The organism is Synechococcus sp. BO 8801 (genome assembly GCF_002252675.1).
Classification (GTDB): domain Bacteria; phylum Cyanobacteriota; class Cyanobacteriia; order PCC-6307; family Cyanobiaceae; genus Cyanobium.
Map to the genome: position 1 here is coordinate 100,054 of NZ_NQKY01000002.1, position 22,725 is coordinate 122,778.

At 65.9% G+C, this 22,725-nt stretch carries 24 protein-coding genes and 1 riboswitch; of the genes, 20 read left to right on the plus strand and 4 right to left on the minus strand.

The window, feature by feature from the left end; translation table 11 throughout:
- Positions 1–4 precede the first annotated feature (4 nt).
- Positions 5–505, minus strand: coding sequence for an SsrA-binding protein SmpB (smpB, locus tag CJZ86_RS01975; protein ID WP_094584294.1), 501 nt, complete (start codon positions 503–505; stop codon positions 5–7).
- Between the two features lie 62 nt (positions 506–567).
- Between smpB and ruvB the strand changes: the two genes are divergently transcribed.
- The 14 genes from ruvB (at position 568) to CJZ86_RS02050 (ending at position 13,400) form a co-directional block, all read left to right on the plus strand.
- The gene (gene ruvB, locus CJZ86_RS01980; protein ID WP_094584295.1) at positions 568–1,638 is read left to right on the plus strand and encodes a Holliday junction branch migration DNA helicase RuvB; all 1,071 of its coding nucleotides are present in this window, start codon (positions 568–570) and stop codon (positions 1,636–1,638) included.
- Positions 1,635–2,417: a tetratricopeptide repeat protein gene (locus CJZ86_RS01985; RefSeq protein WP_233133784.1), complete on the plus strand. Its 783-nt coding sequence runs from the start codon at positions 1,635–1,637 to the stop codon at positions 2,415–2,417. Before ruvB ends, CJZ86_RS01985 begins: the two co-directional genes overlap by 4 nt.
- Positions 2,418–2,451: 34 nt before the next feature.
- Entirely contained in the window at positions 2,452–3,690 is a 1,239-nt protein-coding gene (locus CJZ86_RS01990) for an amidohydrolase (protein WP_094584296.1), read from the plus strand.
- Positions 3,687–3,950: a DUF3188 domain-containing protein gene (locus tag CJZ86_RS01995; RefSeq protein WP_094584297.1), complete on the plus strand. Its 264-nt coding sequence runs from the start codon at positions 3,687–3,689 to the stop codon at positions 3,948–3,950. The genes CJZ86_RS01990 and CJZ86_RS01995 overlap by 4 nt, the downstream gene beginning before the upstream one ends.
- 5 nt (positions 3,951–3,955) lie before the next feature.
- Positions 3,956–4,555, plus strand: coding sequence for a HEAT repeat domain-containing protein (locus CJZ86_RS02000; protein ID WP_094584298.1), 600 nt, complete (start codon positions 3,956–3,958; stop codon positions 4,553–4,555).
- A 178-nt stretch (positions 4,556–4,733) separates the two neighbouring features.
- Positions 4,734–4,850: riboswitch (TPP riboswitch) on the plus strand.
- Between the two features lie 32 nt (positions 4,851–4,882).
- Positions 4,883–6,271 (plus strand): phosphomethylpyrimidine synthase ThiC, encoded by a 1,389-nt coding sequence (thiC, locus tag CJZ86_RS02005; protein WP_094584299.1) that lies wholly within the window; start codon positions 4,883–4,885, stop codon positions 6,269–6,271.
- 239 nt (positions 6,272–6,510) lie between these two features.
- The gene (locus CJZ86_RS02010; RefSeq protein ID WP_158219484.1) at positions 6,511–6,912 is read left to right on the plus strand and encodes a DUF1801 domain-containing protein; all 402 of its coding nucleotides are present in this window, start codon (positions 6,511–6,513) and stop codon (positions 6,910–6,912) included.
- 397 nt (positions 6,913–7,309) lie between these two features.
- Positions 7,310–7,759, plus strand: coding sequence for a YeeE/YedE family protein (locus CJZ86_RS02020; protein ID WP_198960051.1), 450 nt, complete (start codon positions 7,310–7,312; stop codon positions 7,757–7,759).
- Positions 7,756–8,178, plus strand: coding sequence for a DUF6691 family protein (locus CJZ86_RS02025; protein ID WP_094584302.1), 423 nt, complete (start codon positions 7,756–7,758; stop codon positions 8,176–8,178). Before CJZ86_RS02020 ends, CJZ86_RS02025 begins: the two co-directional genes overlap by 4 nt.
- Positions 8,179–8,191: 13 nt before the next feature.
- Positions 8,192–9,307, plus strand: a complete 1,116-nt coding sequence (locus tag CJZ86_RS02030) for a rhodanese-like domain-containing protein (protein WP_094584303.1) — start codon at positions 8,192–8,194, stop codon at positions 9,305–9,307.
- Between the two features lie 212 nt (positions 9,308–9,519).
- The gene (locus CJZ86_RS02035) at positions 9,520–10,344 is read left to right on the plus strand and encodes an FRG domain-containing protein (protein ID WP_198960052.1); all 825 of its coding nucleotides are present in this window, start codon (positions 9,520–9,522) and stop codon (positions 10,342–10,344) included.
- A gap of 3 nt (positions 10,345–10,347) precedes the next feature.
- Positions 10,348–10,860, plus strand: coding sequence for a YfbU family protein (locus CJZ86_RS02040; RefSeq protein WP_198960053.1), 513 nt, complete (start codon positions 10,348–10,350; stop codon positions 10,858–10,860).
- A gap of 131 nt (positions 10,861–10,991) precedes the next feature.
- On the plus strand, positions 10,992–12,575 hold the full coding sequence (locus tag CJZ86_RS02045; RefSeq protein ID WP_198960054.1) for a DUF4435 domain-containing protein: 1,584 nt from the start codon (positions 10,992–10,994) through the stop codon (positions 12,573–12,575).
- A gap of 243 nt (positions 12,576–12,818) precedes the next feature.
- Entirely contained in the window at positions 12,819–13,400 is a 582-nt protein-coding gene (locus CJZ86_RS02050; protein WP_233133785.1) for a PIN domain-containing protein, read from the plus strand.
- 78 nt (positions 13,401–13,478) lie between these two features.
- Here the strand turns inward: CJZ86_RS02050 and CJZ86_RS02055 are convergent, their stop codons facing one another.
- On the minus strand, positions 13,479–14,522 hold the full coding sequence (locus CJZ86_RS02055; RefSeq protein ID WP_094584306.1) for a hypothetical protein: 1,044 nt from the start codon (positions 14,520–14,522) through the stop codon (positions 13,479–13,481).
- Between the two features lie 4 nt (positions 14,523–14,526).
- Positions 14,527–15,195: a J domain-containing protein gene (locus CJZ86_RS02060; RefSeq protein ID WP_233133786.1), complete on the minus strand. Its 669-nt coding sequence runs from the start codon at positions 15,193–15,195 to the stop codon at positions 14,527–14,529.
- Between the two features lie 82 nt (positions 15,196–15,277).
- Between CJZ86_RS02060 and rfbF the strand changes: the two genes are divergently transcribed.
- From rfbF to CJZ86_RS02090, 6 genes are read left to right on the plus strand one after another with little or no spacing between them, the layout of a single operon-like run.
- Positions 15,278–16,051: a glucose-1-phosphate cytidylyltransferase gene (rfbF, locus tag CJZ86_RS02065; protein ID WP_094584308.1), complete on the plus strand. Its 774-nt coding sequence runs from the start codon at positions 15,278–15,280 to the stop codon at positions 16,049–16,051.
- Between the two features lie 2 nt (positions 16,052–16,053).
- The gene (gene rfbG / locus CJZ86_RS02070) at positions 16,054–17,187 is read left to right on the plus strand and encodes a CDP-glucose 4,6-dehydratase (protein WP_094584309.1); all 1,134 of its coding nucleotides are present in this window, start codon (positions 16,054–16,056) and stop codon (positions 17,185–17,187) included.
- Positions 17,184–18,674, plus strand: a complete 1,491-nt coding sequence (gene rfbH / locus CJZ86_RS02075; RefSeq protein ID WP_094584310.1) for a lipopolysaccharide biosynthesis protein RfbH — start codon at positions 17,184–17,186, stop codon at positions 18,672–18,674. Before rfbG ends, rfbH begins: the two co-directional genes overlap by 4 nt.
- Positions 18,674–19,540 (plus strand): NAD-dependent epimerase/dehydratase family protein, encoded by an 867-nt coding sequence (locus CJZ86_RS02080; RefSeq protein ID WP_094584311.1) that lies wholly within the window; start codon positions 18,674–18,676, stop codon positions 19,538–19,540. Before rfbH ends, CJZ86_RS02080 begins: the two co-directional genes overlap by 1 nt.
- A 5-nt stretch (positions 19,541–19,545) precedes the next feature.
- Positions 19,546–20,601: an SDR family NAD(P)-dependent oxidoreductase gene (locus tag CJZ86_RS02085; protein WP_094584312.1), complete on the plus strand. Its 1,056-nt coding sequence runs from the start codon at positions 19,546–19,548 to the stop codon at positions 20,599–20,601.
- Positions 20,602–20,620: 19 nt separating this feature from the next.
- The gene (locus tag CJZ86_RS02090; RefSeq protein WP_094584313.1) at positions 20,621–22,396 is read left to right on the plus strand and encodes a hypothetical protein; all 1,776 of its coding nucleotides are present in this window, start codon (positions 20,621–20,623) and stop codon (positions 22,394–22,396) included.
- On the opposite strand, the gene CJZ86_RS02095 is transcribed toward CJZ86_RS02090, so the two are convergent.
- The gene (locus CJZ86_RS02095) at positions 22,393–22,719 is read right to left on the minus strand and encodes a hypothetical protein (protein WP_143594011.1); all 327 of its coding nucleotides are present in this window, start codon (positions 22,717–22,719) and stop codon (positions 22,393–22,395) included. The genes CJZ86_RS02090 and CJZ86_RS02095 overlap by 4 nt on opposite strands.
- Positions 22,720–22,725 lie beyond the last annotated feature (6 nt).

The following is a 22,725-nucleotide window of genomic DNA, read 5'->3' on the forward strand; positions in this document are numbered from 1 at the left end:
CCGCTCAGAGCCTGGCGACGGCGGCCCGGGTCTCCTTGGCGATCTGCTTGTTCTTCTCGTCCGCGCGCTTGTCGTGCAGCTTGCGGCCCTTGCCCAGGCCGATGGTGATCTTGATCCAGGAGCCCTTGAGGTGCAGGTTCAGCGGGATCAGGGTGAGGCCCTTCTGATCGAGGGCCACGCGCAGCTTGTCGATCTCGCGGCGGTGGGCCAGCAGTTTGCGCACCCGCAGGGGCTCGTGGTTGAAGAACTTGCCGGCGTGGCTGTGGGGGGAGATGTGGACGTTGTGGAGCTGCATCTCGCCGTTGCGGATCAGGCAGAAGCCGTCGCGCAGGTTCACCTGGCCGGCCCGGATCGACTTCACCTCGGTGCCGAGCAGCTCGACGCCGGTCTCGAGGGTTTCGAGAATCTCGTACTGGTGTCTGGCCAGGCGGTTGTCGGCCAGCAGCCGGTTGGCCGGGTCGGCGCCCTTGGCGCCACCACCCTTCCTGCCGGGCCCCTTCGCCATCGCCGCGTTCCTGATCACCTGGGTGCTCCCCGACCCTAGGCAGCAGCCGGTACCCTCCAACCATGGCGATCATCTCTTCGGGAGGAACGGCCGCACCCGCTCCCCGGGGGCCACGGTCCGGGGCGGCTCCGGAGCGGCTCGTGGACCCGACCGCCGCCGTCGAGGAGCCCCCCGTGCGGGAGGACGGCCTGCGGCCCCGCCGGCTGGATGACTACATCGGCCAGAGCGAGCTGAAGCAGGTGCTGCGCATCGCCGTGGAGGCCACCCGCCGCCGCCAGGAGGCCCTCGACCACGTGCTGCTCTACGGCCCCCCCGGCCTCGGCAAGACCACCATGGCCCTGGTGCTGGCCGAGGAGCTGGGGGTGCGCTGCCGGATCACCAGCGCCCCGGCCCTGGAGCGCCCGCGGGACATCGTCGGTCTGCTGGTGAACCTGCAGCCCCGCGAGGTGCTGTTCATCGATGAGATCCACCGCCTCAACCGGGTGGCCGAGGAGATCCTCTACCCGGCGATGGAGGACTTCCGCCTCGATCTGACGGTCGGTAAAGGCACCACGGCCCGCACCCGCAGCCTGGAGGTGGCCCCGTTCACCCTGGTGGGGGCCACCACCCGCGCCGGTTCGCTGAGCTCGCCGCTGCGGGATCGCTTCGGCCTGATCCAGCGGCTGGAGTTCTACGGCCTCGATGACCTCGAGGCGATCGTGGTGCGGGCCGCCGGCCTGCTGCAGCTGGCCCTGCAGCCCTGCGCCGCCCAGGAGGTGGCCCGCCGCTGCCGGGGCACGCCCCGCATCGCCAACCGGCTGCTGCGCCGGGTGCGGGACGTGGCGGCGGTGGGGGGCCACGGCCAGATCGATGCGGCGCTGGTGGAGGAGGCCCTCTCCCTGCACCGGGTGGACGGCCGCGGCCTGGATGCCAGCGACCGGCGCCTGCTGAGCCTGATGCTCGAGGCCTACGGCGGCGGGCCGGTGGGGCTCGAAACCCTGGCGGCCGGCCTGGGCGAGGACCCCGCCACCCTGGAAGCGGTGGTGGAGCCCTACCTGCTGCAGCTGGGCTTCCTGCAGCGCACCCCCCGGGGCCGGATCGTCACCCCCGCCGGCCGCGCCCACCTCGATGGTGCGTCCGCGGTGGCGGCATGAGGCGGCGCGCAGCGGCGGTGCTGGCCCTGCTGGTGCTGCTGGTGGGGCTGCTGGCCTGGCCGCCGAGTGCGGCGGCGTCACTGCCGGACCTGTTCGAGCAGGCCCTGGCCGCCAGCCGCGAGGGGCGCTTCGGCGAGGCCCTGCCCCTGTGGGACCGGGTGGTGGATCTGGCGCCCGAGGACGCCTCGGCCTGGAGCAACCGCGGCAACGTGCAGCTGGCCCTGGGGGACGCCCGGGCGGCGATCGCCGACCAGGAACGGGCCATCGAGCTGGAGCCCGCCAGCGCCGACCCCCACCTCAACCGCGGCACCGCCGAGGAGGCCCTGGGCCTCTGGTCGGAGGCGGCGGCCGACTACGCCTGGATCCTGGAGCGCAACCCGGAGGATGCCTCCGCCCTCTACAACCTCGGCAACGTGGAGGGTTCCCGGGGCGACTGGCCGGCGGCCCGCCAGTGCTTCGAGGCGGCCGCCGCCGCCCGGCCGGGCTTCGCCATGGCCCGTTCCAGCGCCGCCCTGGCCGCCTTCCAGCTGGGGGACACAACGGTGGCGGAGAAGCAGCTGCGCGACCTGATCCGCCGCTACCCGCTGTTCGCCGATGCCCGCGCCGGCCTCACGGCGCTGCTGTGGCAGCGGGGGGCCCGGGGCGAGGCCGAGAGCCACTGGGCCGCGGCCTCCGGCCTCGATCCCCGCTACCGGCAGGAAGAATGGCTGCTGCAGATACGGCGCTGGCCGCCCGTGCCCGTGCAGGCTCTGGCCCAGTTCCTGGCCCTGGCCTCCTGAACCGGCTTCGCCCCCTCGGCCTCCCCCTCCGCCCATGACCCCCTTGTCCTTTCCCCCCTTCTCACCCGGCGGGCCCGTCGAGGGGGGGGATGGGACCTGGGACGCCCTGGGGCTGGAGGACACCCTGCAGTCGCTGCTGCCGGAGCTGATCCAGATCCGCCGCCACATCCACCGCCACCCCGAGCTGAGCGGCCACGAGCAGCAGACCGCCGCCCTGGTGGCCGGTGAGCTGCGGCGCTGGGGCTGGGAGGTGCGCGAAGGGGTGGGCCGCACCGGGGTGGTGGCCGAACTGGGGCCGGTGGGGGCGCCGCTGGTGGCCCTGCGGGCCGACATGGATGCCCTGCCGATCGAGGAGCGCACCGAGCTGCCCTATGCCTCCAGCCGCCAGGGCCTGATGCATGCCTGCGGCCACGACATCCACACCACCGTGGGCCTGGGGGTGGCGCGGCTGCTGGCCGGCGTGGCCGACCGGCTCACGGCCCGGGTGCGGCTGCTGTTCCAGCCGGCGGAGGAGACGGCGGAAGGAGCGGCCTGGATGCGGGCCGACGGGGCAATGGAGGGGGTGCAGGCCCTGTTCGGGGTGCACGTGTTCCCGAGCCTGGAGGTGGGCACGGTGGGGGTGCGCAGCGGCAGCCTCACGGCCGCGGCGGGGGAGCTGGAGGTGGAGGTGCTGGGGGAAGGGGGCCACGGCGCCCGGCCGCACCAGAGCACCGATGCGATCTGGATCGCCGCCCGGGTGGTGAGCGGGCTGCAGGAGGCGATCAGCCGGCGGCTCGACCCGCTCCATCCGGTGGTGGTGAGCTTCGGGCTGATCGAGGGGGGCAAGGCCTTCAACGTCATCGCCGACCACGTGCGGCTGCTGGGCACGGTGCGCTGCCTGGATCTGGAGGTGCACGCCCAGCTGCCGGGCTGGATCGAGGACACGGTGCACGCCCTCTGCCAGGGCCACGGCGGCGAGGCCCGGGTGCATTACCGCTGCATCTCGCCGCCGGTGCACAACGATCCGGAGCTCACCCAGCTGGTGGCCGACACGGCCGTGGGGCTGCTGGGCCGCACCAAGGTGCAGTGGCTGGAGCAGCCGTCCCTGGGGGCCGAGGACTTCGCCCAGCTGCTGGAGGGCACCCGCGGCACCATGTTCCGCCTGGGGGTGGCCGGGCCCGGGGGCTGCACGCCCCTGCACAGCAACAGCTTCGATCCCGACGAGGGCTGCCTGGAGGTGGGCATCAAGGTGCTCACCCTCAGCCTGCTGCGCTGGATGGAGCAGCCGGTTTGAGCGGCCGTCGGCCCTCCCGCTTCCGGGCGGCGCTGCTGGCGCTTTCCTCGCCGCTGCTGATCCTGCTGGCCCTGCTGGTGCTGTGCACCCGCCAGGGGGCCGACAAGCTGCCGGCCGTGCCTGCCCTGGTGATCGGCTCCGGCCTGCTCACCACCAGCTGGATCCGGCGGCGGCGGCGGCGGGCCGAGCTGCTGCGGGCCCTGCGCCAGGGCCCCCCGGCCGGCGGCGAGCTGCGCCAAGGTGAAGGATCCCCGCCCTGATCCCCGTGAGTGAGTCCACCCCCGATCTGGAAGCGGCGCGGCAGGCGATCGCTTCGGGCGATCCGAGCCGGGCGATGCCGGCCCTGGCGGGGCTGCGGGGGGTGGAGCCGGAGGCGGCGATCCCGCTGCTGCTGCTGGGGCTGGAGCAGGCCACCTTCGTGATCCGTTCACTGGCCTGCGCCGGGCTGGGGGTGAAGCGCAGCGAGGCCGGCTGGGCGGCGCTGGCGACGGCGGTGCGCCAGGACGAGGACGCCAATGTGCGGGCCGAGGCCGCCAACGCCCTGGCCAGCTATGGGGTGGAGCGGGCCTGGCCCCTGCTGCGGGATGCGTTCGTGGCCGACGACCAGTGGCTGGTGCGCTGCAGCATCCTCTCGGCCCTGGCGGAGCAGGAGGCGATGCCGGCGGCCTGGCTGCTGGAGCTGGCTCGGGAGGCGGTGACCGATGGCGACGGCACGGTCCGGGCCGGTGGGGCCGAGATCCTGGGCCGCCTGGTGCGGGACGGCCGGGGGCCGGAGGCGGCCCAGGCCCGCGAGGCCCTGGCGGCGCTGCAGGGCGACGGCGACCATCGCGTCACGGCCATTGCTTTGGACGGCCTGCAGACCTGACACCTGCGCCCTCGCCAGCGGGCGTTCGTGGCCCCGGGGATGCGCGCGCGCGCCGTTTCCCGAACCTGTACAGCCTGTACAGAACCCGGAAACATGGTGGCGGAGCCCGGTCCCCGTTCCGCCCTGGCCCTGACCCTTTCAGCCCTGGCCCCACCCCCGTTCAGCCTTGCTAGGTTTCGAGGGTCACTAGGGGTGCCCGGCGCAGGATCCACCGATCGCTTCGCCCAGGGCTGAGATCACACCCTCCGAACCTGATCCGGGTCATGCCGGCGCAGGGAAGTGCGGAAGCTCTCAGGCTGCGCCCAACAGTCCTTCGTCATTCCTGTCATGCGCAGCGCCTGGATCCAGAAGCGTCGTGGTCAAGCCAACGTCACCCAGCTGCATTACGCCCGCCAGGGGGTGATCACCGAGGAGATGGCCTACGTGGCCAAGCGGGAAAACCTGCCCGAGTCGCTGGTGATGGAGGAGGTGGCCCGGGGCCGCATGATCATCCCCGCCAACATCGAGCACCCTGGCCTCGAGCCGATGGCGATCGGCATCGCCAGCAAGTGCAAGGTCAACGCCAACATCGGCGCCTCCCCCAATGCCTCCGACCTCGATGAGGAGGTGGCCAAGCTGAAGCTGGCGGTGAAGTACGGCGCCGACACCGTGATGGACCTCTCCACCGGCGGGGTGAACCTCGATGAGGTGCGCACGGCGATCATCAACGCCTCCACGGTGCCGATCGGCACGGTGCCCGTCTACCAGGCGCTGGAGAGCGTGCACGGGATGATCGAGAAGCTCGATGAGGACGACTTCCTGCATGTGATCGAGAAGCACTGCCAGCAGGGCGTCGACTACCAGACGATCCATGCCGGCCTGCTGATCGAGCACCTGCCCAAGGTGAAGGGACGGCTCACCGGGATCGTGAGCCGCGGCGGCGGCATCCTGGCCCAGTGGATGCTGTACCACCACCGCCAGAACCCGCTGTTCACCCGCTTCGACGACATCTGCGAGATCTTCAAGCGCTACGACTGCAGCTTCTCCCTGGGGGATTCCCTGCGCCCTGGCTGCCAGCACGATGCCTCCGATGCGGCCCAGCTGGCGGAACTGAAGACCCTGGGTGAGCTCACCCGCCGCGCCTGGAAGCACGACGTGCAGGTGATGGTGGAGGGTCCGGGCCATGTGCCGATGGACCAGATCGAGTTCAACGTCAAGAAGCAGATGGAGGAGTGCAGCGAGGCGCCCTTCTACGTGCTTGGCCCGCTGGTCACCGACATCGCCCCCGGCTACGACCACATCACCAGCGCCATCGGCGCGGCGCTGGCCGGCTGGCACGGCACGGCGATGCTCTGCTACGTGACGCCGAAGGAGCACCTGGGCCTGCCCAACGCCGAAGACGTGCGCGAGGGCCTGATCGCCTACAAGATCGCCGCCCACGCCGCCGACATCGCCCGCCATCGCCCCGGCGCCCGCGACCGCGACGACGAGCTCAGCCGCGCCCGCTACGCCTTCGACTGGAACAAGCAGTTCGACCTCAGCCTGGATCCGGAACGGGCCCGCGAGTACCACGACGAAACCCTGCCGGCCGACATCTACAAGCAGGCCGAGTTCTGCTCGATGTGCGGCCCCAAGCACTGCCCGATGCAGACCAAGATCACCGACGCCGACATCGAGGGTCTGGAGCAGGTGCTGGCCGAGCAGAAGAAGGCCCAGGGCGAACCCCTGGGGGTGTGAGTTGGGGGGGCGGGCCACCGCCCCTGCAGCTTGTTTCCCCTGATCTGGACTGTCTGGCGTGACAAGATATTCGGCGGTTTCAGGAAACGCCCTCATCGCAGCGTTGAAAGATATTGGCTTTTAAGAGATCAGGGTGAAAGGCAGTCACCATTTCCTGAGGCACCTAGATGGAAGGGCGACAGTTGTCCCCGTTCTTGCCGATAATCGCAAGCGTTAGCCAGTAGTGAGGTTTGCCCCCAGTGAAAAGCATTAACAGGCTCGGCACGTTCGAGGATGTTCTTGCGTCTGCGCCGCAGGATGTGCGCTTGATCTGCCAAGCTCTGAGAGCGCTCATCCAGGAACTCCATCCGGATAGCATCGAGGTGCCCCGCCCGGGTGAGCCATCGGTTGCCTATGGCTTTGGAGAGAAGAAGATGTCCGAAGCCTATGCGTACATCATGCCCCAGAAGAGCTATGCAAACCTGGGCTTCTATCACGGCGCGAGTATTGCCGATTCGCATCCAGTCCTTGAGGGTACAGGCGCCAGGCTCAGGCACATCAAGATTCGTACGATTGAGGCCGTGCGATCACCGGCAACGGTGAAGGTATTGCAGGATTCCATAGCTGAACGACGGACAGCTCTAGGGCTCGACATGGCCTAGAACGTCGCCGCTTGTCCCCCGGCGATTCAGTGATCCCTGCAATCGACTACGGCCAGCGTCACCGAGATCGCCCCGCAGGCCGAGCCGGTCTGCACGTTCGTCAGCAAGGTCGTCAGTGTGGACGACTTCGCCCCCCACCTGCCCCACGGCTGGGATGCGGGCCTGTTGTTCGAGGAAACGCAGAGCACCCTGTTCTGCTCGGATCTGCTGCATCAGTTCGGAGCGGTGCTGCCCATCACCTCCGAGGACCTGATCGGCCCGGCCCTGGCCGCCATGCACGGATTGTCCTATGCGGGTGATGGCGGCCTGATCAGGCCTCCACGGGGGGGCTGCCCCGAGAAGTTGCCCGCGTCCACCGATGTGTTTATGGTCCAAGCGTCGTTGTTGGCCGCATCGATTGGGCTTCCCATTTCCCAATGGCGTCACGTCCTATCTGTACGGGGGGCTGTTCCTCGGACTGGGACTGATGGTCATGTACCTCACCCTCGGCGTCAAAGCCGGGGCGAGTTCCGTCCTGAGCTCCACGCTCACCTACGTCACGCCGCTCACGGCTGAGCGCAGCTCGCGCCAGTGGCGGCTGCTGTTCGCCCTGGCCATGGTGCTGGGCGCCTGGCTGTACGCCGCCACCCACCAGGCCTTCTTCGTCACGGCGGAGGGCTGGTGGCGGCTGGCGCTGGGGGGGCTGCTGGTGGGCTTCGGCACCCGGCTCTCCTCGGGCTGCACCTCCGGCCACGGCATCTGCGGCGTCGCCTCCTTCTCGCGGGCCTCGCTGCTGGCGGTGGCGGTGTTCATGGCGGTGGCCATCGTCACCGCCCGGGTCGTGATGCTGCTGGGGGTGACCCCATGAAGCGCCTGTTCTCGATCCTGCTGGGCGGTGGTCTGTTCGGCTATGGGCTGGCGCTGAGCGGCATGGCCCGGCCGGAGGTGGTGCTGAGCTTCCTGCAGCTGCGCGACCTCGGCCTGCTGCTGGTGATGGCGGCGGCCCTGGCGGTCACGACGATCGGCTTCCGGCTGGCCCCGAGGCTGCGGGAGACCACGCTGCTGGGGCTGCCCTTCTCCCACGAGGTGAAGCCGATGCTGGCCGGCACTGTGCCGGGGGCGGTGATCTTCGGCGTGGGCTGGGGCCTGTGCGGCCTGTGCCCCGGGGCGGCGGTGGCCAGCATTGGCATCGGCAACGGGCCGGTGCTGATCGGCCTGGCCGGGATGTTCGTGGGCGCCTACCTGCAGGGGGTGCTGGCGGAAGGACGCCCCAAGCTGCAGGGCTGACGCCGCAGACGCGATGGCTCCCCACGCTCCCTTCGCCCTGTCGGCCGCCGCCGGCGGTGCGCCGCTGCTGCTGCGGCAGCTCTTTGATGCCGAGACGGGCACCTTCACCTACCTGCTGGCCGATGTGGCCTCCCGACAGGGGGTGCTGATCGATTCGGTGTATGAGCAGCACCCCCGCGATCTCTCCCAGATCCGCGAGCTGGGCATCCAGCTGGTCGCCAGCCTCGACACCCACGTGCACGCCGACCACGTGACCGGCAGCTGGCGACTGCATCGGGCCACCGGCTGCGCCATCGGCCTGGCGGCCGTGGCCGGGGCCGAGAACGTGACCCTGCCCCTGCACCACGGGGATCGGGTGAGCTTCGGCGGCCGCCATCTGGAGGTGCGCGCCACCCCCGGCCACACCGACGGTTGCCTGAGCGTGGTGCTCGATGACCACAGCGTGGCCTTCACCGGTGATGCCCTGCTGGTGCGGGGCTGCGGCCGCTGCGACTTTCAGCAGGGGGATGCCTCCACCCTCTACCACTCGATCACCGAGCAGCTCCTCTCCCTGCCCGACCAGTGCCTGCTCTACCCGGCCCACGACTACAGCGGCCGGGCGGTGAGCTCGGTGGCCGAGGAGAAGGCCTACAACGCCCGGCTCGGGGGCGAGGCCGATGAGCGCGACTTCGTGGGCTACATGGAGAACCTGCATCTCCCCCACCCCAACCGGATCTCCGTGGCCCTGCCGGCCAACCTGCGCTCCGGCCGGCCCGCCGACGGTGGCCTGGAAGAGGCGGACGACTGGGCACCGATCGAGCGCAGCTATGCCGGCCTGCCGGAACTGAGCGCCGACTGGGTGGCCGGCCACCGCGAGGCCCTGACGCTGGTGGACGTGCGCTCCGAAGCGGAGGTGCAGGGCCCGGACGGTCGCATCCCGGGCAGCCTGCTGATTCCCCTGCCCGAGTTGCCGACGCGAGCCGGCGAGATCCCCACGGATAGGCCCACGGTGGTGCTTTGCCACTCCGGCAGCCGCTCCGCTCTGGCCACCCAACAGCTGCAGAAGAAAGGACTGACCCAGGTGGCCAACCTGCGCGGGGGACTGCGGGCCTGGAAGGCGCAGGGGCTGCCGTTGGAGCATCCCGCTTGAATCACATCATCGTGGTCTGTTGTAGCCGTAAATACAAGTGGTTCACGGGCCCGTTAACCATGGCTGGTGTTGGGGTTCCTGATTAGATTGTCGTTGCCTGCCAAGGGTTTCAGAGACTGGTTGCTGTGAACTCAGTTGTCTTATCGGGAATGGACATGCCGGCTGGGGGTGGTTCACGGAACTGTCCAATAAGGAGTTAGGGTTCATGGCAGATGGCGTCGCTGTCTTCCATCTCCATGGCAGAATCACACAGCAGCATGCCTGCCATGCGCACTGTCACCGTAAACTTACATAAGAAGAAGAATTCCGCATGTGCTTCCATGTCAGCCTGGAGTGAGTTTCTAGATCAAGTGAGAGATGCCGAACAAGACCTCGGCAATCCCACAGAAACCTGGTATAGGGGCCATTCAGATCATGGATGGAATCTTGTACCTAGTTTGCCTAGGGAAGCAGATTGGGAGAAGAAAGAAAAGGCGCTGTTCATTGAGTTTACGAAGTCAGCAACTCGTCTATTCGACCGCCGTACTAGCGATTGGGAGACGCTATTTGATATGCAGCACTATTGGGTCCCTACTCGCCTTCTGGACTGGACCACTGTTATGGGTGTAGCAATAGCATTTATTCTTTATAGCGACTACAGCGATTCAGACGACAGTGCCCTCTTTGTACTAGACCCTATTGCCTTAAATCGGCTTAGCGGACGGGATGACGTCATCAATTTACCCGAAGACAAGTCATTTGATTATAAGAGTATGTATTGGGAAAATAGGCCAGTCAAGATCGAGAAACCGCTAGCAATACGCCCAGGTCCGCAGAGCGATAGGCTAGTTGCTCAAAAGGGGGTCTTCACGGTGGCCGGCTCACTACCAACCGGATTTGAGTCAGCAGCCTCTGAAACGTTTCGAAAAGTGATTCTGCCAAGCGCTGCAAAACCAGAGGCACGCGAGTTCTTGCGATGGGCTAATCTTGATGAATACACAATCTATCCCGACATCGTAGGGATGGCTCGCCACATCAAGCACAAGATTCTTTATTGAAAAATGACAATTACACTCACCAAAAAAGACCGACTCATCCTTATCAACCAGTACCGTATTCTTGCTGAACTAAATAAGGGCGAAGAGTCGCGCTATCTAGAGTTGATTGATATACTTGAATGCGGATATGAAGTCTTCTATTCAATGGTTGACGAATGGATCTCTGAAGACATGCCCGAAAGCGAAGGGCGTTTTGTCCTAGAGGTGCTCAATCTCTACCGAGCAATAGAAGACGTTAAGCGGTCTAGCCGAGACCTCCAGCTGGTCAGCCATCATTTGAGCATTTTTCCAGGATTTGATGGGAATAACGAATCAAGGTACCTAGGGTTTTGCCGGTTCCTTCTTGAAAAGCAGGGAAAGTTCCAAGAACAGGAGCAGTACCTTGCTCAGAATGATGGCATGAACAGCCACATGCCAATGGTCGGAAAGTACCGCCGCATGCTTAGTGCTGCGGGGGACATCAGCAATGTACGCAGACTTTCACCTGAAGAAGTGATCGCAATATTGGACGCATAGTCAAAACCGTTGGCTATACTGAACCCTAACATCAACATCCAGCGGGCGGGATTCCAAATTATTCATGATGGCACAAATCTTCTCCCGCCGCTGATGTTGGGGGTTAGGCGTCACAACCGAAGCCTCTGTACATGACACTTCGATTTCCTAGCACTACTCCGGGTGGGCTCGTTGTTGAGGTTCCCCATCCATCTCGTGTTGTGGTCATTGGAGCAAACGGCTCCGGAAAGACACGACTTGGCATCTGGCTGGAGGGTCAGAACCAGGGGCACATTCCCGTTCATCGCATAGGAGCGCAAAAGGCACTAGCGCTGCCCGACTACGCAGAGGTCAAGAACGTTGAGCAGGCGGAGAGGGAACTCTACTTCGGACGATCAGATCAGCACGCAAGCACCGACCGGAAGATTCATGATCGCTGGGGCGGAAACCCAGCGACGCACCTGCTGAACGACTACAACGGCGTTCTCGCTTTGCTCTTTGCGAAGGAAAGCGAACGGGATCGAATCCACACTCAGATGACCAGAGAGGTCGCCGCGTATTTGCCGGTACCTGATTCCGCAATAGACAACATTGTCAAGCTGTGGAGCTATCTGATGCCGCATCGCTCCGTCTCATTTCATGATGGAAAGGTGGTCGTCAACAGGGGGACACCGGCCGAGTACCACGCCAAGGAAATGAGCGACGGTGAGCGCGTCACGCTGTACCTGCTTGGCCAATGCCTTACGGCGCCGCCAGGGTCACTCGTCATCGTGGATGAACCGGAACTTCATCTACACAAGTCGTTGATGGACAAGCTTTGGAACAAGGTGGAAGAACTTTGCCCGGACAAGTCCATCGTCTACATCACGCACGACCTCGACTTCGCCGCTAGTCGGTACGGTGCATCCAAGTTCTGGGTACAAAGCTTCACCGCAGGCGCTTGGACATGGTCAGAGCTGCCGACCGATGAAGCACTTCCCGAGAGCCTAGTACTTGAACTCGTGGGTAATCGGAAGCCTGTCCTCTTCTGCGAGGGCGAGCGCGGCGGCCTTGATCACTCACTGTACCAGCTGTGCTATCCAAGCTATCACGTAGTTCCAAGAGGAAGCAGTGAAAAGGTAGTCGAATCGGTTAAAGCGCTTAACGCGAACCCGGCTCTTCACACTCTTACTGCGTTTGGACTAGTGGATAGGGATCATCGGTCTGATGACGAGATCGCCGCTTTGGAGAGGCATCAAGTCTTCTCGATTCCCTTTGCGGAAATTGAGAATCTTCTTTGCAACGAACAGGTACTCTCTTGCGTAGGGCAAGTGCTTGCCCGGGATCCGGCAGAAACAGTCCGCGCTGTCACGGAGTATGTCAGCAGATCTCTAACCGCTGAAATTGAGCTACAGGTTACGCAGTCCGCAGCGAGACGGATTAGATATCACTTGAGCTGCTTCTCGCCCTTGTCGAATGATCGAGCAGGGCTCCAAGCTGGAGTGGATGCCTTACTGGCAACCCTGGACATTACAGCGATAGCAGCCGACGCTGAGGCGCGCTTCAGGGCGGCACTCCAGAACCAGAGGCTCGACGACATACTAAAAATCTACAACCGTAAGTCTCTGGCAGATCAAGTATCCACGTGCCTGGGGCTGAAGCATGCCGAGTATCGCGAGCTTGTGTTCAGACTCGCAAAAGATTCCCAATCTAGCGACATACTTGGCCGATTCTTGAACTACTTGCCGAGAAGGTGACGCCTAACGCAGTCATTCACCTTTGCCGCGCCCTGATGGACGTTGTTGATCTTGCTTGCTCTTGGCGGCCAGGTGATGGCAAGCGTTAGGCATTCAGTAGGAGCCAGATATGCCTGGACACGCTTCGAATGTTGCGAAGCTTGCTGAAGTGGCGATATCTGTCTTCAATGCCTAGACTCAACTTCACAGTCCTTGTGCCTGACGCTTTGCATGTCATCTACGACGAAGCGAATCAACTATGTCTTGATTGACTATGAAAGCGTTCAGCCAAACCAGCTTGAACTGCTCAATAGGGATGGGTTTATTGCCTATGTCTTTGTGGGCAAGGGGCAGACAAAACTCTCTTTTGAGACCGTGTCTGCAATACAGGACCTTGGTGAGCGCGCCAAGTATATCAAGATTTCCGGAGCGGGCCCGAACGCATTAGACTTTCATATTGCGTTTTACATAGGCAGAATTGGTGCGACTGATCCCAATGCGTTTTTTCATATCATTTCCAAGGACAAAGGGTTTGACCCACTGATCGAGCACCTAAGGGAGAGGAAAATTTTTTCGGTAAGAAGCGAGACAATTGGCGAGATCCCTTTGATCCGTGCATCAAATGCCAAGACGCCCAAGGAGCGCATGACCCTAGTGGTGGATCGCTTAAGGTCTGGGTCCTCTCGCCCACGGACGTTGTCAGCTCTCAAGTCTTCAATTGACGCCATCCTTTACAAGCAAGTGAATGACATAGACGTCCTGGCTGTGATCGATCAGATGGCCAAGGCGAAGTCCATCACTGTTGCTGATGAGAAGGTTTCTTACAAGCTGACAAATGATGCCTAACCCTGCCTTGTGCCTATGCCCCCGCGAACTGCTCCTTCGTGGCCCCGCTGGCATTTTGCAGCCAGGCCATGGCAAGCATTAGGCCCGGTGATACCTCACCTTCTGCCCCTCCCGCTCACTCTGGAACCGCTGCAGCCGGTGGGTCAGCGCCCGTAGCCGCTTCATGTCGCGAGAGTTCACCGGATCGAACAGATCACCCCGTGCCGTTTCGATGAACACCAGTACATCTTTCGGGGTACAGGGGCCGCTTTTCCAGCCATGAAACTCCCGATGCAGATCGGGCACCAGCACCAAGATGTTCTCCGGCAGGTCGGCCAGGTCCGGTCGGCTGCGGCGGTCGAACAGATGGTGGCCGTCGAGGTCGATCTTCTTGTGCACCGCCGCTTGCTTGCCGGTGATTTCGCAGCGATGGCCGGCCGCCGACTTGGCGCGCTTGATCGCCCGGTTCACCCCATCGGTGAGGTAGCGGATCTCGGAGTTGAAGCAGGCTTCCACCACTTCGCCCACGGCTTCGATCCAGGCCTGACGCGTTTTTGTGATGCGGCTGTTGACCCGCATGTCGCGGGCCACACGGGCGATGCCCCGCTGGCTGATCAGCACCTGCCGCTCCTCGTTCTCCAGGAAGTCCTTGTTCAGCTCAAGGGCTTCTTCCCCCTCCTCCGTACCAGCTGTGCGCAGCCGCTCCCATGAGTTGGAAAGGCCCTTGTAGTTGGTCTGCAGGATCCCCACCGTGGTTTTTCGGCTCACGAAGGCCAGATCGCCCCGGATCTCCAGGGTGCCGCCGGCCTCGATGAACTCCTGGGTGATCCGCCGCGACACCAACAGTTGCTTGCGCTTCTGCTTCACGTTGAAGAGCCGCTCACGGAACCAACCCAGCACGCCCGTCTTCTCGGTGGCTTCGATGTAGCGGGCCAGGGCCTCCACGCCCTCCTCGCTGAAGCGACGGGGGCGCCGCCCATTGGCGCCGGCCACGGCAGGGCCGGCGTACTCGAAGTGCTCGCCCTCCACCAGCTCCCATTCGTCGTCGGCTTTGGCATCGAACGCTTCGACGATGTTGTAGAGGATGTCAATCCGTTTCCCGAGAATCCTGGCCGTTTCCTGGGCCGTCAAAAAGTCGCGCATCGCTTCAGGGCATCAGGGCAAGGATCGAGTCCTTCATGGTTTGCAGGCGTTCCGCGACCCGGGGATCGCCGCCGTGGTCGGGGTGGTGCACCTGGATCAGGCGCCGGAATGCCTCGCGCACCTCATCCGCGGTGGCGGTCTTCGGGTCGAGGCCGAACACCACCCAGGGCCGGAAGTGCTGCAGCACGTCGATGCCGTTGATCACGGTGGGTCCGTCCGCCAGGTTCCGCTCGTTGGCCGGAATGCCGATGAAGCGCCGGTAGAGCACCAGCCAGTCGTCCTTGGTCTTCAGCGCCACCTCTTCGCCCGTCATCGAGAGCTGGAAGTTCTTGTCCTTGCGCAGCTGGGTGACGGTCTTGCACCTGAAGTGGGCCAGCACCTTGCTCTTGATCTCGGTGGCGGTGGGCGGCTTGGGCTTTGGCGGCGGCGGATCCTTGAACGCTGCCCCGTTGACCGTCTGCGCGAAGGCCAGCAGGTCGGCCTCGTCCAGGTCCGGCTTCGCAAGGAGCGCCTGGATCAGCCCCCTGACCTCCGTCAGCGTCAGCTTCTTGCTTCGGGCGGCCACAGGCCAGTGGTGGAAACGATTTTCATGCTGGCCAGAGGCCTCAGGCGTTGCCTGGGGGCTTAGGAAACTGTCGTCTTTCGCCTGCCTGCCTGACCCTGCGGCAGCCACCAGAACGCCTGGCCTGTCTGGGTTCGGTGGTATGGAGTGCCTTTGCTAGGTTGCCGCCGCCTGCCTGGCCCGTTGCTGCCTGATGAAAGCCGTCATCCTGGCCGGTGGACTGGGTACCCGACTCGCAGAGGAGACCCACCTGCGGCCCAAGCCGATGGTGGAGATCGGTGGCAAGCCGATCCTGTGGCACATCCTCAAGATCTACAGCCACCACGGCATCAACGATTTCATCATCTGTTGTGGCTACAAGGGTTATGTGATCAAGGAATACTTCGCCAACTATTTCCTGCACACCAGTGATGTCACCTTCCATATGGACCTCAACCACATGGAAGTGCACCGCCAGAAGGCCGAACCCTGGAAGGTGACCCTGGTGGACACCGGCGACGCCACCCTCACCGGCGGCCGTCTGGCCCGGGTGCGCAGCTACCTCCCCGACGACGAGTCCTTCTGCTTCACCTACGGCGACGGCGTCGCCGATGTGGACATCACCGCCCTGATCGCCCATCACCAGCGCCAGGGCCTGCAGGCCACCCTCACCGCCGTCCAGCCCCCCGGCCGCTACGGCGCCCTGCACCTCGACGGTGATGTGGTCACGGATTTCGAGGAGAAGCCCGACGGCGACAATGCCTGGATCAACGGCGGCTTCTTCGTGCTCGACCCCCCCGTGATCGACCTGATCGACGGCGACCAGTGCGTCTGGGAGCAGGCCCCCCTCAAGGCCCTCGCCACCCAGGGCCAGCTCAACTCCTTCAAGCACCGCGGCTTCTGGCAGCCCATGGACACCCTGCGCGACCGCCAGCGCCTCGAAGACCTCTGGCAGCAGGGCCGCGCCCCCTGGAAGATCTGGAGCTGACCATGGCCAGCACCTCCCCCCGGCGGGCCTGGCAGCAGCCCGATCCCGCCTTCTGGCAGGGCAAGCGGGTGCTGCTCACCGGCCACACCGGCTTCAAGGGCAGCTGGCTGGCCCTGTGGCTCTGCGAGCTGGGCGCCCGCGTCACCGGCTTCGCCCTGGCGCCGGACACCGAGCCCTCCCTGTTCGACCAGCTGGGCCTGGCCGGCCGCCTCGACCACCACGTGGGCGATCTGCGCGATCCGGCCGCCCTCAGCGAGCTGGTGGCGGCCGTGCAGCCGGAGGTGGTGCTGCACCTGGCGGCCCAGCCCCTGGTGCGGCGCAGCTACGCCGAGCCGGTGCTCACCTGGGAAACCAACGTCCTGGGCACCATCCACCTGATCGAGGCCATGCGGCCCCTGGCCCAGCCCTGCGCCGCGGTGCTGATCACCACCGACAAGGTGTACCGCAACAACGAATGGCTCTACGGCTACCGGGAGAACGATCCCCTCGGCGGCCACGACCCCTACAGCAGCAGCAAGGCCGCCGCCGAGCTGGCGATCAGCTCCTGGCGCGCCAGCTACTGCGGCACCCTGCCCCACCAGTCGCCCCACCTGCGCCTGGCCAGTGCCCGGGCCGGCAACGTCATCGGCGGGGGCGACTGGGCCGCCGACCGCATCATTCCCGACACCGTCCGCTCCCTGCGCGCCGGTGAGCCCATCACCCTGCGCAATCCCGGCGCCACCCGCCCCTGGCAGCACGTGCTCGAACCCCTCGGCGGCTACCTGGCCTTGGCCGAGGCCCTCGCCGAGCCGTCCGATGGCCTCGCGATGGCGGAGGCCTTCAACTTCGGGCCCCAGCTGGAGGCCAACCGGCCCGTGCAGGAGCTGGTGGAGCAGGCCCTGCACCACTGGCCCGGCACCTGGATCGATGCCTCCGATCCCACCGCTCCCCATGAGGCGGGTCTGTTGAACCTTGTGGTCGACAAGGCCCACCACCGCCTCGGCTGGTCGCCCCGCTGGGATTTCGCCACCACCACCGCCCGCACGCTTCAGTGGTATCGCCGCGTGATCGAAGCCGGCGACGACCCCGTGTCCTGCTGCCTCGACGACCTCACCGCCTATCTCGCCTGCTGCCCGCCGGGCCGATCCACCCCATGACCGCCGACCTCGACCAGCTCAAGCAGGAGATCCTCCGGCTCACCCGCGACTACGCCCGCCGCGCCCACGCCGGCTACCGCCCCGGCGACGACCCGGACCGCACACCCCACGCCGACGGCCAGACCATCCCCTACGCCGGCCGTGTCTTCACCGAAGACGAAGTCGAAGCGGCCGTGGGCACCACCCTCGACTTCTGGCTCACCCTCGGCACGGAAGGCGCCGCCATGGAGAGCGAGCTGGCCGCCTTCCTGGGGGTGCGCCACAGCCTGCTGGTCAATTCCGGCTCCTCGGCGAATCTGGTGGCCATCTCGGCCCTCACCTCCCACCGCCTGCCCGCCGAGCGGCGCCTGCGCCCCGGCGATGAGGTGATCACCGTGGCCGCCGGCTTCCCCACCACCGTGGCGCCGATCCTGCAGGTGGGCGCCGTGCCGGTGTTCATCGACGCCGATCCGATCACCGGCAACGCCCGCTGCGACCAGCTGGAAGCCGCCTTCACCCCCGGCGTCACCAAGGCCGTGATGATGGCCCACGCCCTGGGCAACCCCTTCGACCTGGCGGCCGTGCTGCGCTTCTGCCGCGCCCACGACCTCTATCTCGTCGAAGACAACTGCGACGCATTGGGGTGCTCCTATTCCATGCCCCGGGAGCTGGCCGAATCCCTCGGCTTCTCCGACAACAGCCCTGGCCTCGATGAGGGCCCCGACCGCGTCATCCGCTGGACCGGCACCTGGGGCGACATCAGCACCCAGAGCTTCTACCCGCCTCACCACCTCACCATGGGCGAGGGCGGCGCCGTCAACATCGTCCGCGACCAGAAGCTCAAGGTGGTGGCAGAGAGCTTCCGCGACTGGGGCCGCGACTGCTGGTGCCCCTCCGGCAAGGACGACACCTGCGGCAAGCGCTTCGACTGGCAGCTCGGCGAACTGCCCGCCGGCTACGACCACAAGTACATCTACAGCCACCTCGGCTTCAACCTCAAACCCCTCGATCCCCAGGCCGCGATCGGCCGGGTGCAGCTGCGCCGCCTGCCGGAGTTCATCGAGGCCCGCAAGCGCAACTGGCAGACCCTGCGTGAAGGCCTGGTGGCCACCGAGCATGTGCTGGAGTTCTCCCTGCCCACCCACGCCACCGGCTGGGATCCGCAGACGGGCTTCTCCTGGGATGCCAGCGGCTGCCGCACCGACTGCTCCTGGTTCGGCTTCAAGATCGCCGTCAAGCCCGACGCCCCCTTCCGCCGCACCGACCTGGCCCGGGAGCTCGATGCCCACCGCATCGGCAACCGCATGCTGTTCGGCGGCAACCTGGTGCGCCAGCCGGCCTTCGTGCAGCTGCGCGCCGATCGCCCCGACGCCCTGCGGGTGGTGGGCGACCTGGCCGGCGCCGACGCGATCATGGTCGACACCCTCTTCCTCGGCACCTACCCGGGCCTCACGGCGCCGATGCTGGCCAAGGAGATCGACGTGATCCGGGCCTTCTGCCAGGCCTGATGCGGCTGTTCCTCACCGGCGGCACCGGCTTCATCGGCTCCCACGTGCTGGCGGCGGCCCTGGCGGCGGGGCACCAGGTGCGGGCCCTGCGCCGCAGCCCCGCCTCCGCCCCGGTGATCCCCCTGCCCCGCCAGCCCCAGTGGTGCGAGGGCGACCTGCTCACCCTCCCGGCCTCCGCGCTGGAGGGGGTGGAGGCGGTGCTGCACTTGGCCTCGGCGGGTGTCAGCCCGAAGCAGGTGCCCTGGGCTGAGCTGGTGCAGGCCAACGTGGCCGGCAGCCTGCGGCTGCTGGAGCTGGCGGCGGAGGCGGGGGTGCGCCGCTGCGTCGTCACCGGCACCAGCCACGAGTACGGCAACGCCGCCCGCCGTTTTGCGGCCATCCCCCCCGATGCCCCCCTGGAGCCCCTGAGCGCCTACGGGGCCAGCAAGGCGGCGGCCTTCCAGCTCCTGCGCACCTTCGCCATCCAGCGGCGCCTGGAGCTCTTCTACGGCCGCATCTTCACCGCCTACGGCGAGGGCCAGTTCGCGGGCAACTTCTGGCCCTCCCTGCGGCGCGCCGCCCTGGCCGGGGAGGATTTCCCCATGACCTCGGGCCGCCAGGTCAGTGATTTCGTGCCTGTCGCCGCCGTGGCGGCCCACCTGCTGGAGGCCTGCACGCGCCCCGATGTGGCCCCGGGCCGCCCCCTGGTGGCCAACATCGGCTCGGGCGTCGCCACCAGCCTGCTGGCCTTCGCCGAGGCGGAGTGGAGCCACCTGGGGGCGACCGGTAGATTGCGCCCCGGTGTGCTTCCCGACCGACCCGATCAGATCGAGCGATACGTTCCGGACCTGGCTGGTTTGAGGCTTCCCGCGTCCCCTCTGCCCTGAATCCGATGAAGGTCCTGATCACCGGCGGTTGCGGCTTTCTCGGCTCCAACCTGGCCGCCTCCTACCTGCAGGAAGGCGCCGAGGTGATCGTGCTCGATGCCCTGTTCCGGCGCGGTTCGGCGGCCAACCTGGCCTGGCTGGAGTCCCAGGCCGCCCCCGGGCGCTTCCACTTCATCCAGGGCGATCTGGCCGAAGCCGAGGCCGTGATGGCCGTCTTCCGCCGCCACGCCCCCTTCGACTACATCGCCCATGTGGGCGGCCAGGTGGCGATGACCACCTCCCTGACCGATCCCGCCCGCGACCTGCAGACCAACGTGCTGGGCACGTTCCACGTGCTCGAAGCCGCCCGGGCCCTCTCCCCGGAGGCGCTGATCGCCTACAGCAGCACCAACAAGGTCTACGGCGACCTGGAGGGCCTCCGCTACGAGGAGACCCCCACCCGCTACCGCCTCCCCGACCACCCCGAAGGCCTCGACGAAGCCCTCGGCCTCGATTTCTCCACCCCCTACGGCTGCTCCAAGGGGGCGGCGGACCAGTACGTACGCGACTGGGCCCGCGTCTATGGCCTCAAGACGGTGGTGTTCCGCCACTCCTCGATCTTCGGCGGCCGCCAGTTCGCCTCCTTCGACCAGGGCTGGGTGGGCTGGTTCTGCCAGAAGGCCATCGAGCAGAAGCGCGCCCACCAGGCCGGTGTGGCCCCCGAGCCCTTCACCATCGCGGGCACCGGCAAGCAGGTGCGCGATGTCCTCCACGCCGACGACCTGATCCGCCTCTACCGGGCCGCCTACGAGCACCGGGAGCGCATGACCGGCGAGATCTTCAACATCGGCGGCGGCGCCGCCAACTCCCTCAGCCTGCTGGAGCTGTTCGCCCTGCTCGCCGAGCTGCTGGCCATTCCGCCGCTGGTGTACACCCCCACCCCCCGCCGCGCCAGCGACCAGGACTGCTTCATCGCCGACATCGCCAAGGCCCAGCGGCTGCTGGGCTGGTCGCCGGCCATCTCCTGCCGCGACGGCGTCAGCCGCATGCTCGCCTGGACCGAAACCAACCTGATGGGCTGAGGCCGGGGTGAACCGAACCATGCCCGTTGCCCTGCAGAAGCTGCGCCCCCTGCTCGTCTCCGCCGGCTTCATCGGCCTCTGCGCCCTGTTCTATTTCCTGAGGCGGCCCTCCATCTCCCTGGAGCCGCTCCTCTATGCGGAAGACGGATCGATCTTTCTGCAGACGGCGATCGATTCAGGCGTCCACTCCATCTTCAAGACCTACGCCGGCTACAGCCACCTGCTGCAGCGCCTGGTGGCCCTGTTCGCCGTCAACAACCTCTCGCCGCTGGATTACCCGCAGTTTTTCCTGGCGGTGGCCTGGGCCAGCTACCTGGTGCCCCTGTGCTGCATGGAGGCCCTGATCCGGATGGGGTTCTTCGGCCGGATCCTGCGCTTCTCCTATATCCCCTATGTCTTCTATCCCTACGGCCAGGAAACCTATCTCAATCTGCCCAACGCCTACATCTTCTTCCCGCTCGGCTTCATCCTGATCGCCTATGCGGTTTACGGCCGCCTGCTGCAGGGCAGTGAGGCGCCGCCCCTCCGGGTGTGGCCGGGCTTCCAGCTGCTGCTGTTTCTCTATGGGCTGGTGGCGGTGTTCACGGGCCCCTTCGCCGCCCTCTATGGCCTGCCCCTGCTGGTCTTCGTGCTGCTGAAGCGGCGCCGTCTCTCGCTGGCCCCGGTCTGGCTCACCGTGCCGGTGCTGCTCTCCTCCGTGCAGCTCTATCTCTCCCAGCTGAGCTACAGCTACAAGGTCTCCACCGCCGAGGCGATCAGCAAGCTGCTGGCCCGGCCGGATGTGCTGCTCGACTGGTTTACCATCCACCTGGTCAGCCCCCTGTTCGGCGGCTACAAGCCGGGCTGGTACCTGCGGGTGCTGCCGGAGCCGCTGCAACTGCTGCTGGTGGCTGTGATGGTGGCCGTTGTGGTGCTGGCGGTGCGGGTGGTGAGCCGCCGGATGCGGCAGCCGTCACTGCTCTATCTGGCCATGTTCTCCACCATGGTGCTCTCCCTCTCCAGCCTGCTGGTGGCGGTGCGCCGGGGGGCTCCCCTCGCCGTCTTGACCGTGGAGGATGCCGGCGGGCGCTTCTTCTTCTGGAACACCGTTCTGTTCCTCACGATCCTGATCACGGCCTTTGTTCTCCTGGTGCGCGATCGCACAACCCGCCAGGGAACGGCCTCCAGGATCCTGGCCTGCTGGCTGATTCTTTCGATCGTCTTCTATCACAACAACGTCGCCCGCCGCGCGGCGCCGATCAGCTACAGCGAACAGCTCGAGCAGCAGTGTCGGGTGCCCGGCAAGCTGCCGATGGAGCTGCAGATCTTCGCGGGCCCCGTCTGGAGCTTCCATTTGGGCCGGCCCCAGATCGACCGACTCTGCGCCGGCGTGATGCACTTCACGCCGATGAATTCGAAGGTCAGCGACCTCCTGCCCAGGCAGCTCCAGCCCATGCCCTTGCACACCGGTCGGACGATGCGCTTTCCCGTCGTTCCACAGGAGGATCTGAAGATGGAGGCCGTCGGTCTGATGATCGGTACCAACAACCGGGTCAACCATGGCGTCCTGCGCCTCTGCGTTCAATCCCCATCGGCGGCCGCCCCTGTCTGTTCGGCGGATGTGGACAAGAGCCGATTGCAGGACAACCACATCGCCCGGTTCCCCTTCACAGGCGGCCTGGCGGTGCGCTCCGGCGAGACACTGGAGTTTTCCCTGAGCGATCTGGATCGGCCTGGAAACAGCTCCAAGGGTGAGACGGCCATCTATGTGTCCAGGCTGATCGACAGTCCCGTGGCCTTTGCGGGAGTGAGCTAGCGGCCCGCCATCCCAAGGGCCACGATCCCATAGCCCAGGGTGATGGCCAGGATGTTGGCCGGAGCCACCGGGGCCGCATCCTTCAGCGAGAAGAACACATACAGCAGCGGATATTGCAGGCTCAGCACCAGCACGGCCAGTTTTCGATCGACCCCGGGCAGCACCAGGGCCGTGATGCCGAAGGAGGCGCCATAGCAAACAAGCGAGGCCGCCAGGTAGATCGCACCGGTGCGGACGCCTTCGGCCGGCGGCCGGATCCGCAAGATGAATTGGCCCAGGCATGCCGCAAGAACGGCAGCCAAAAGATACACTGCCTGCAGCATGCTTTT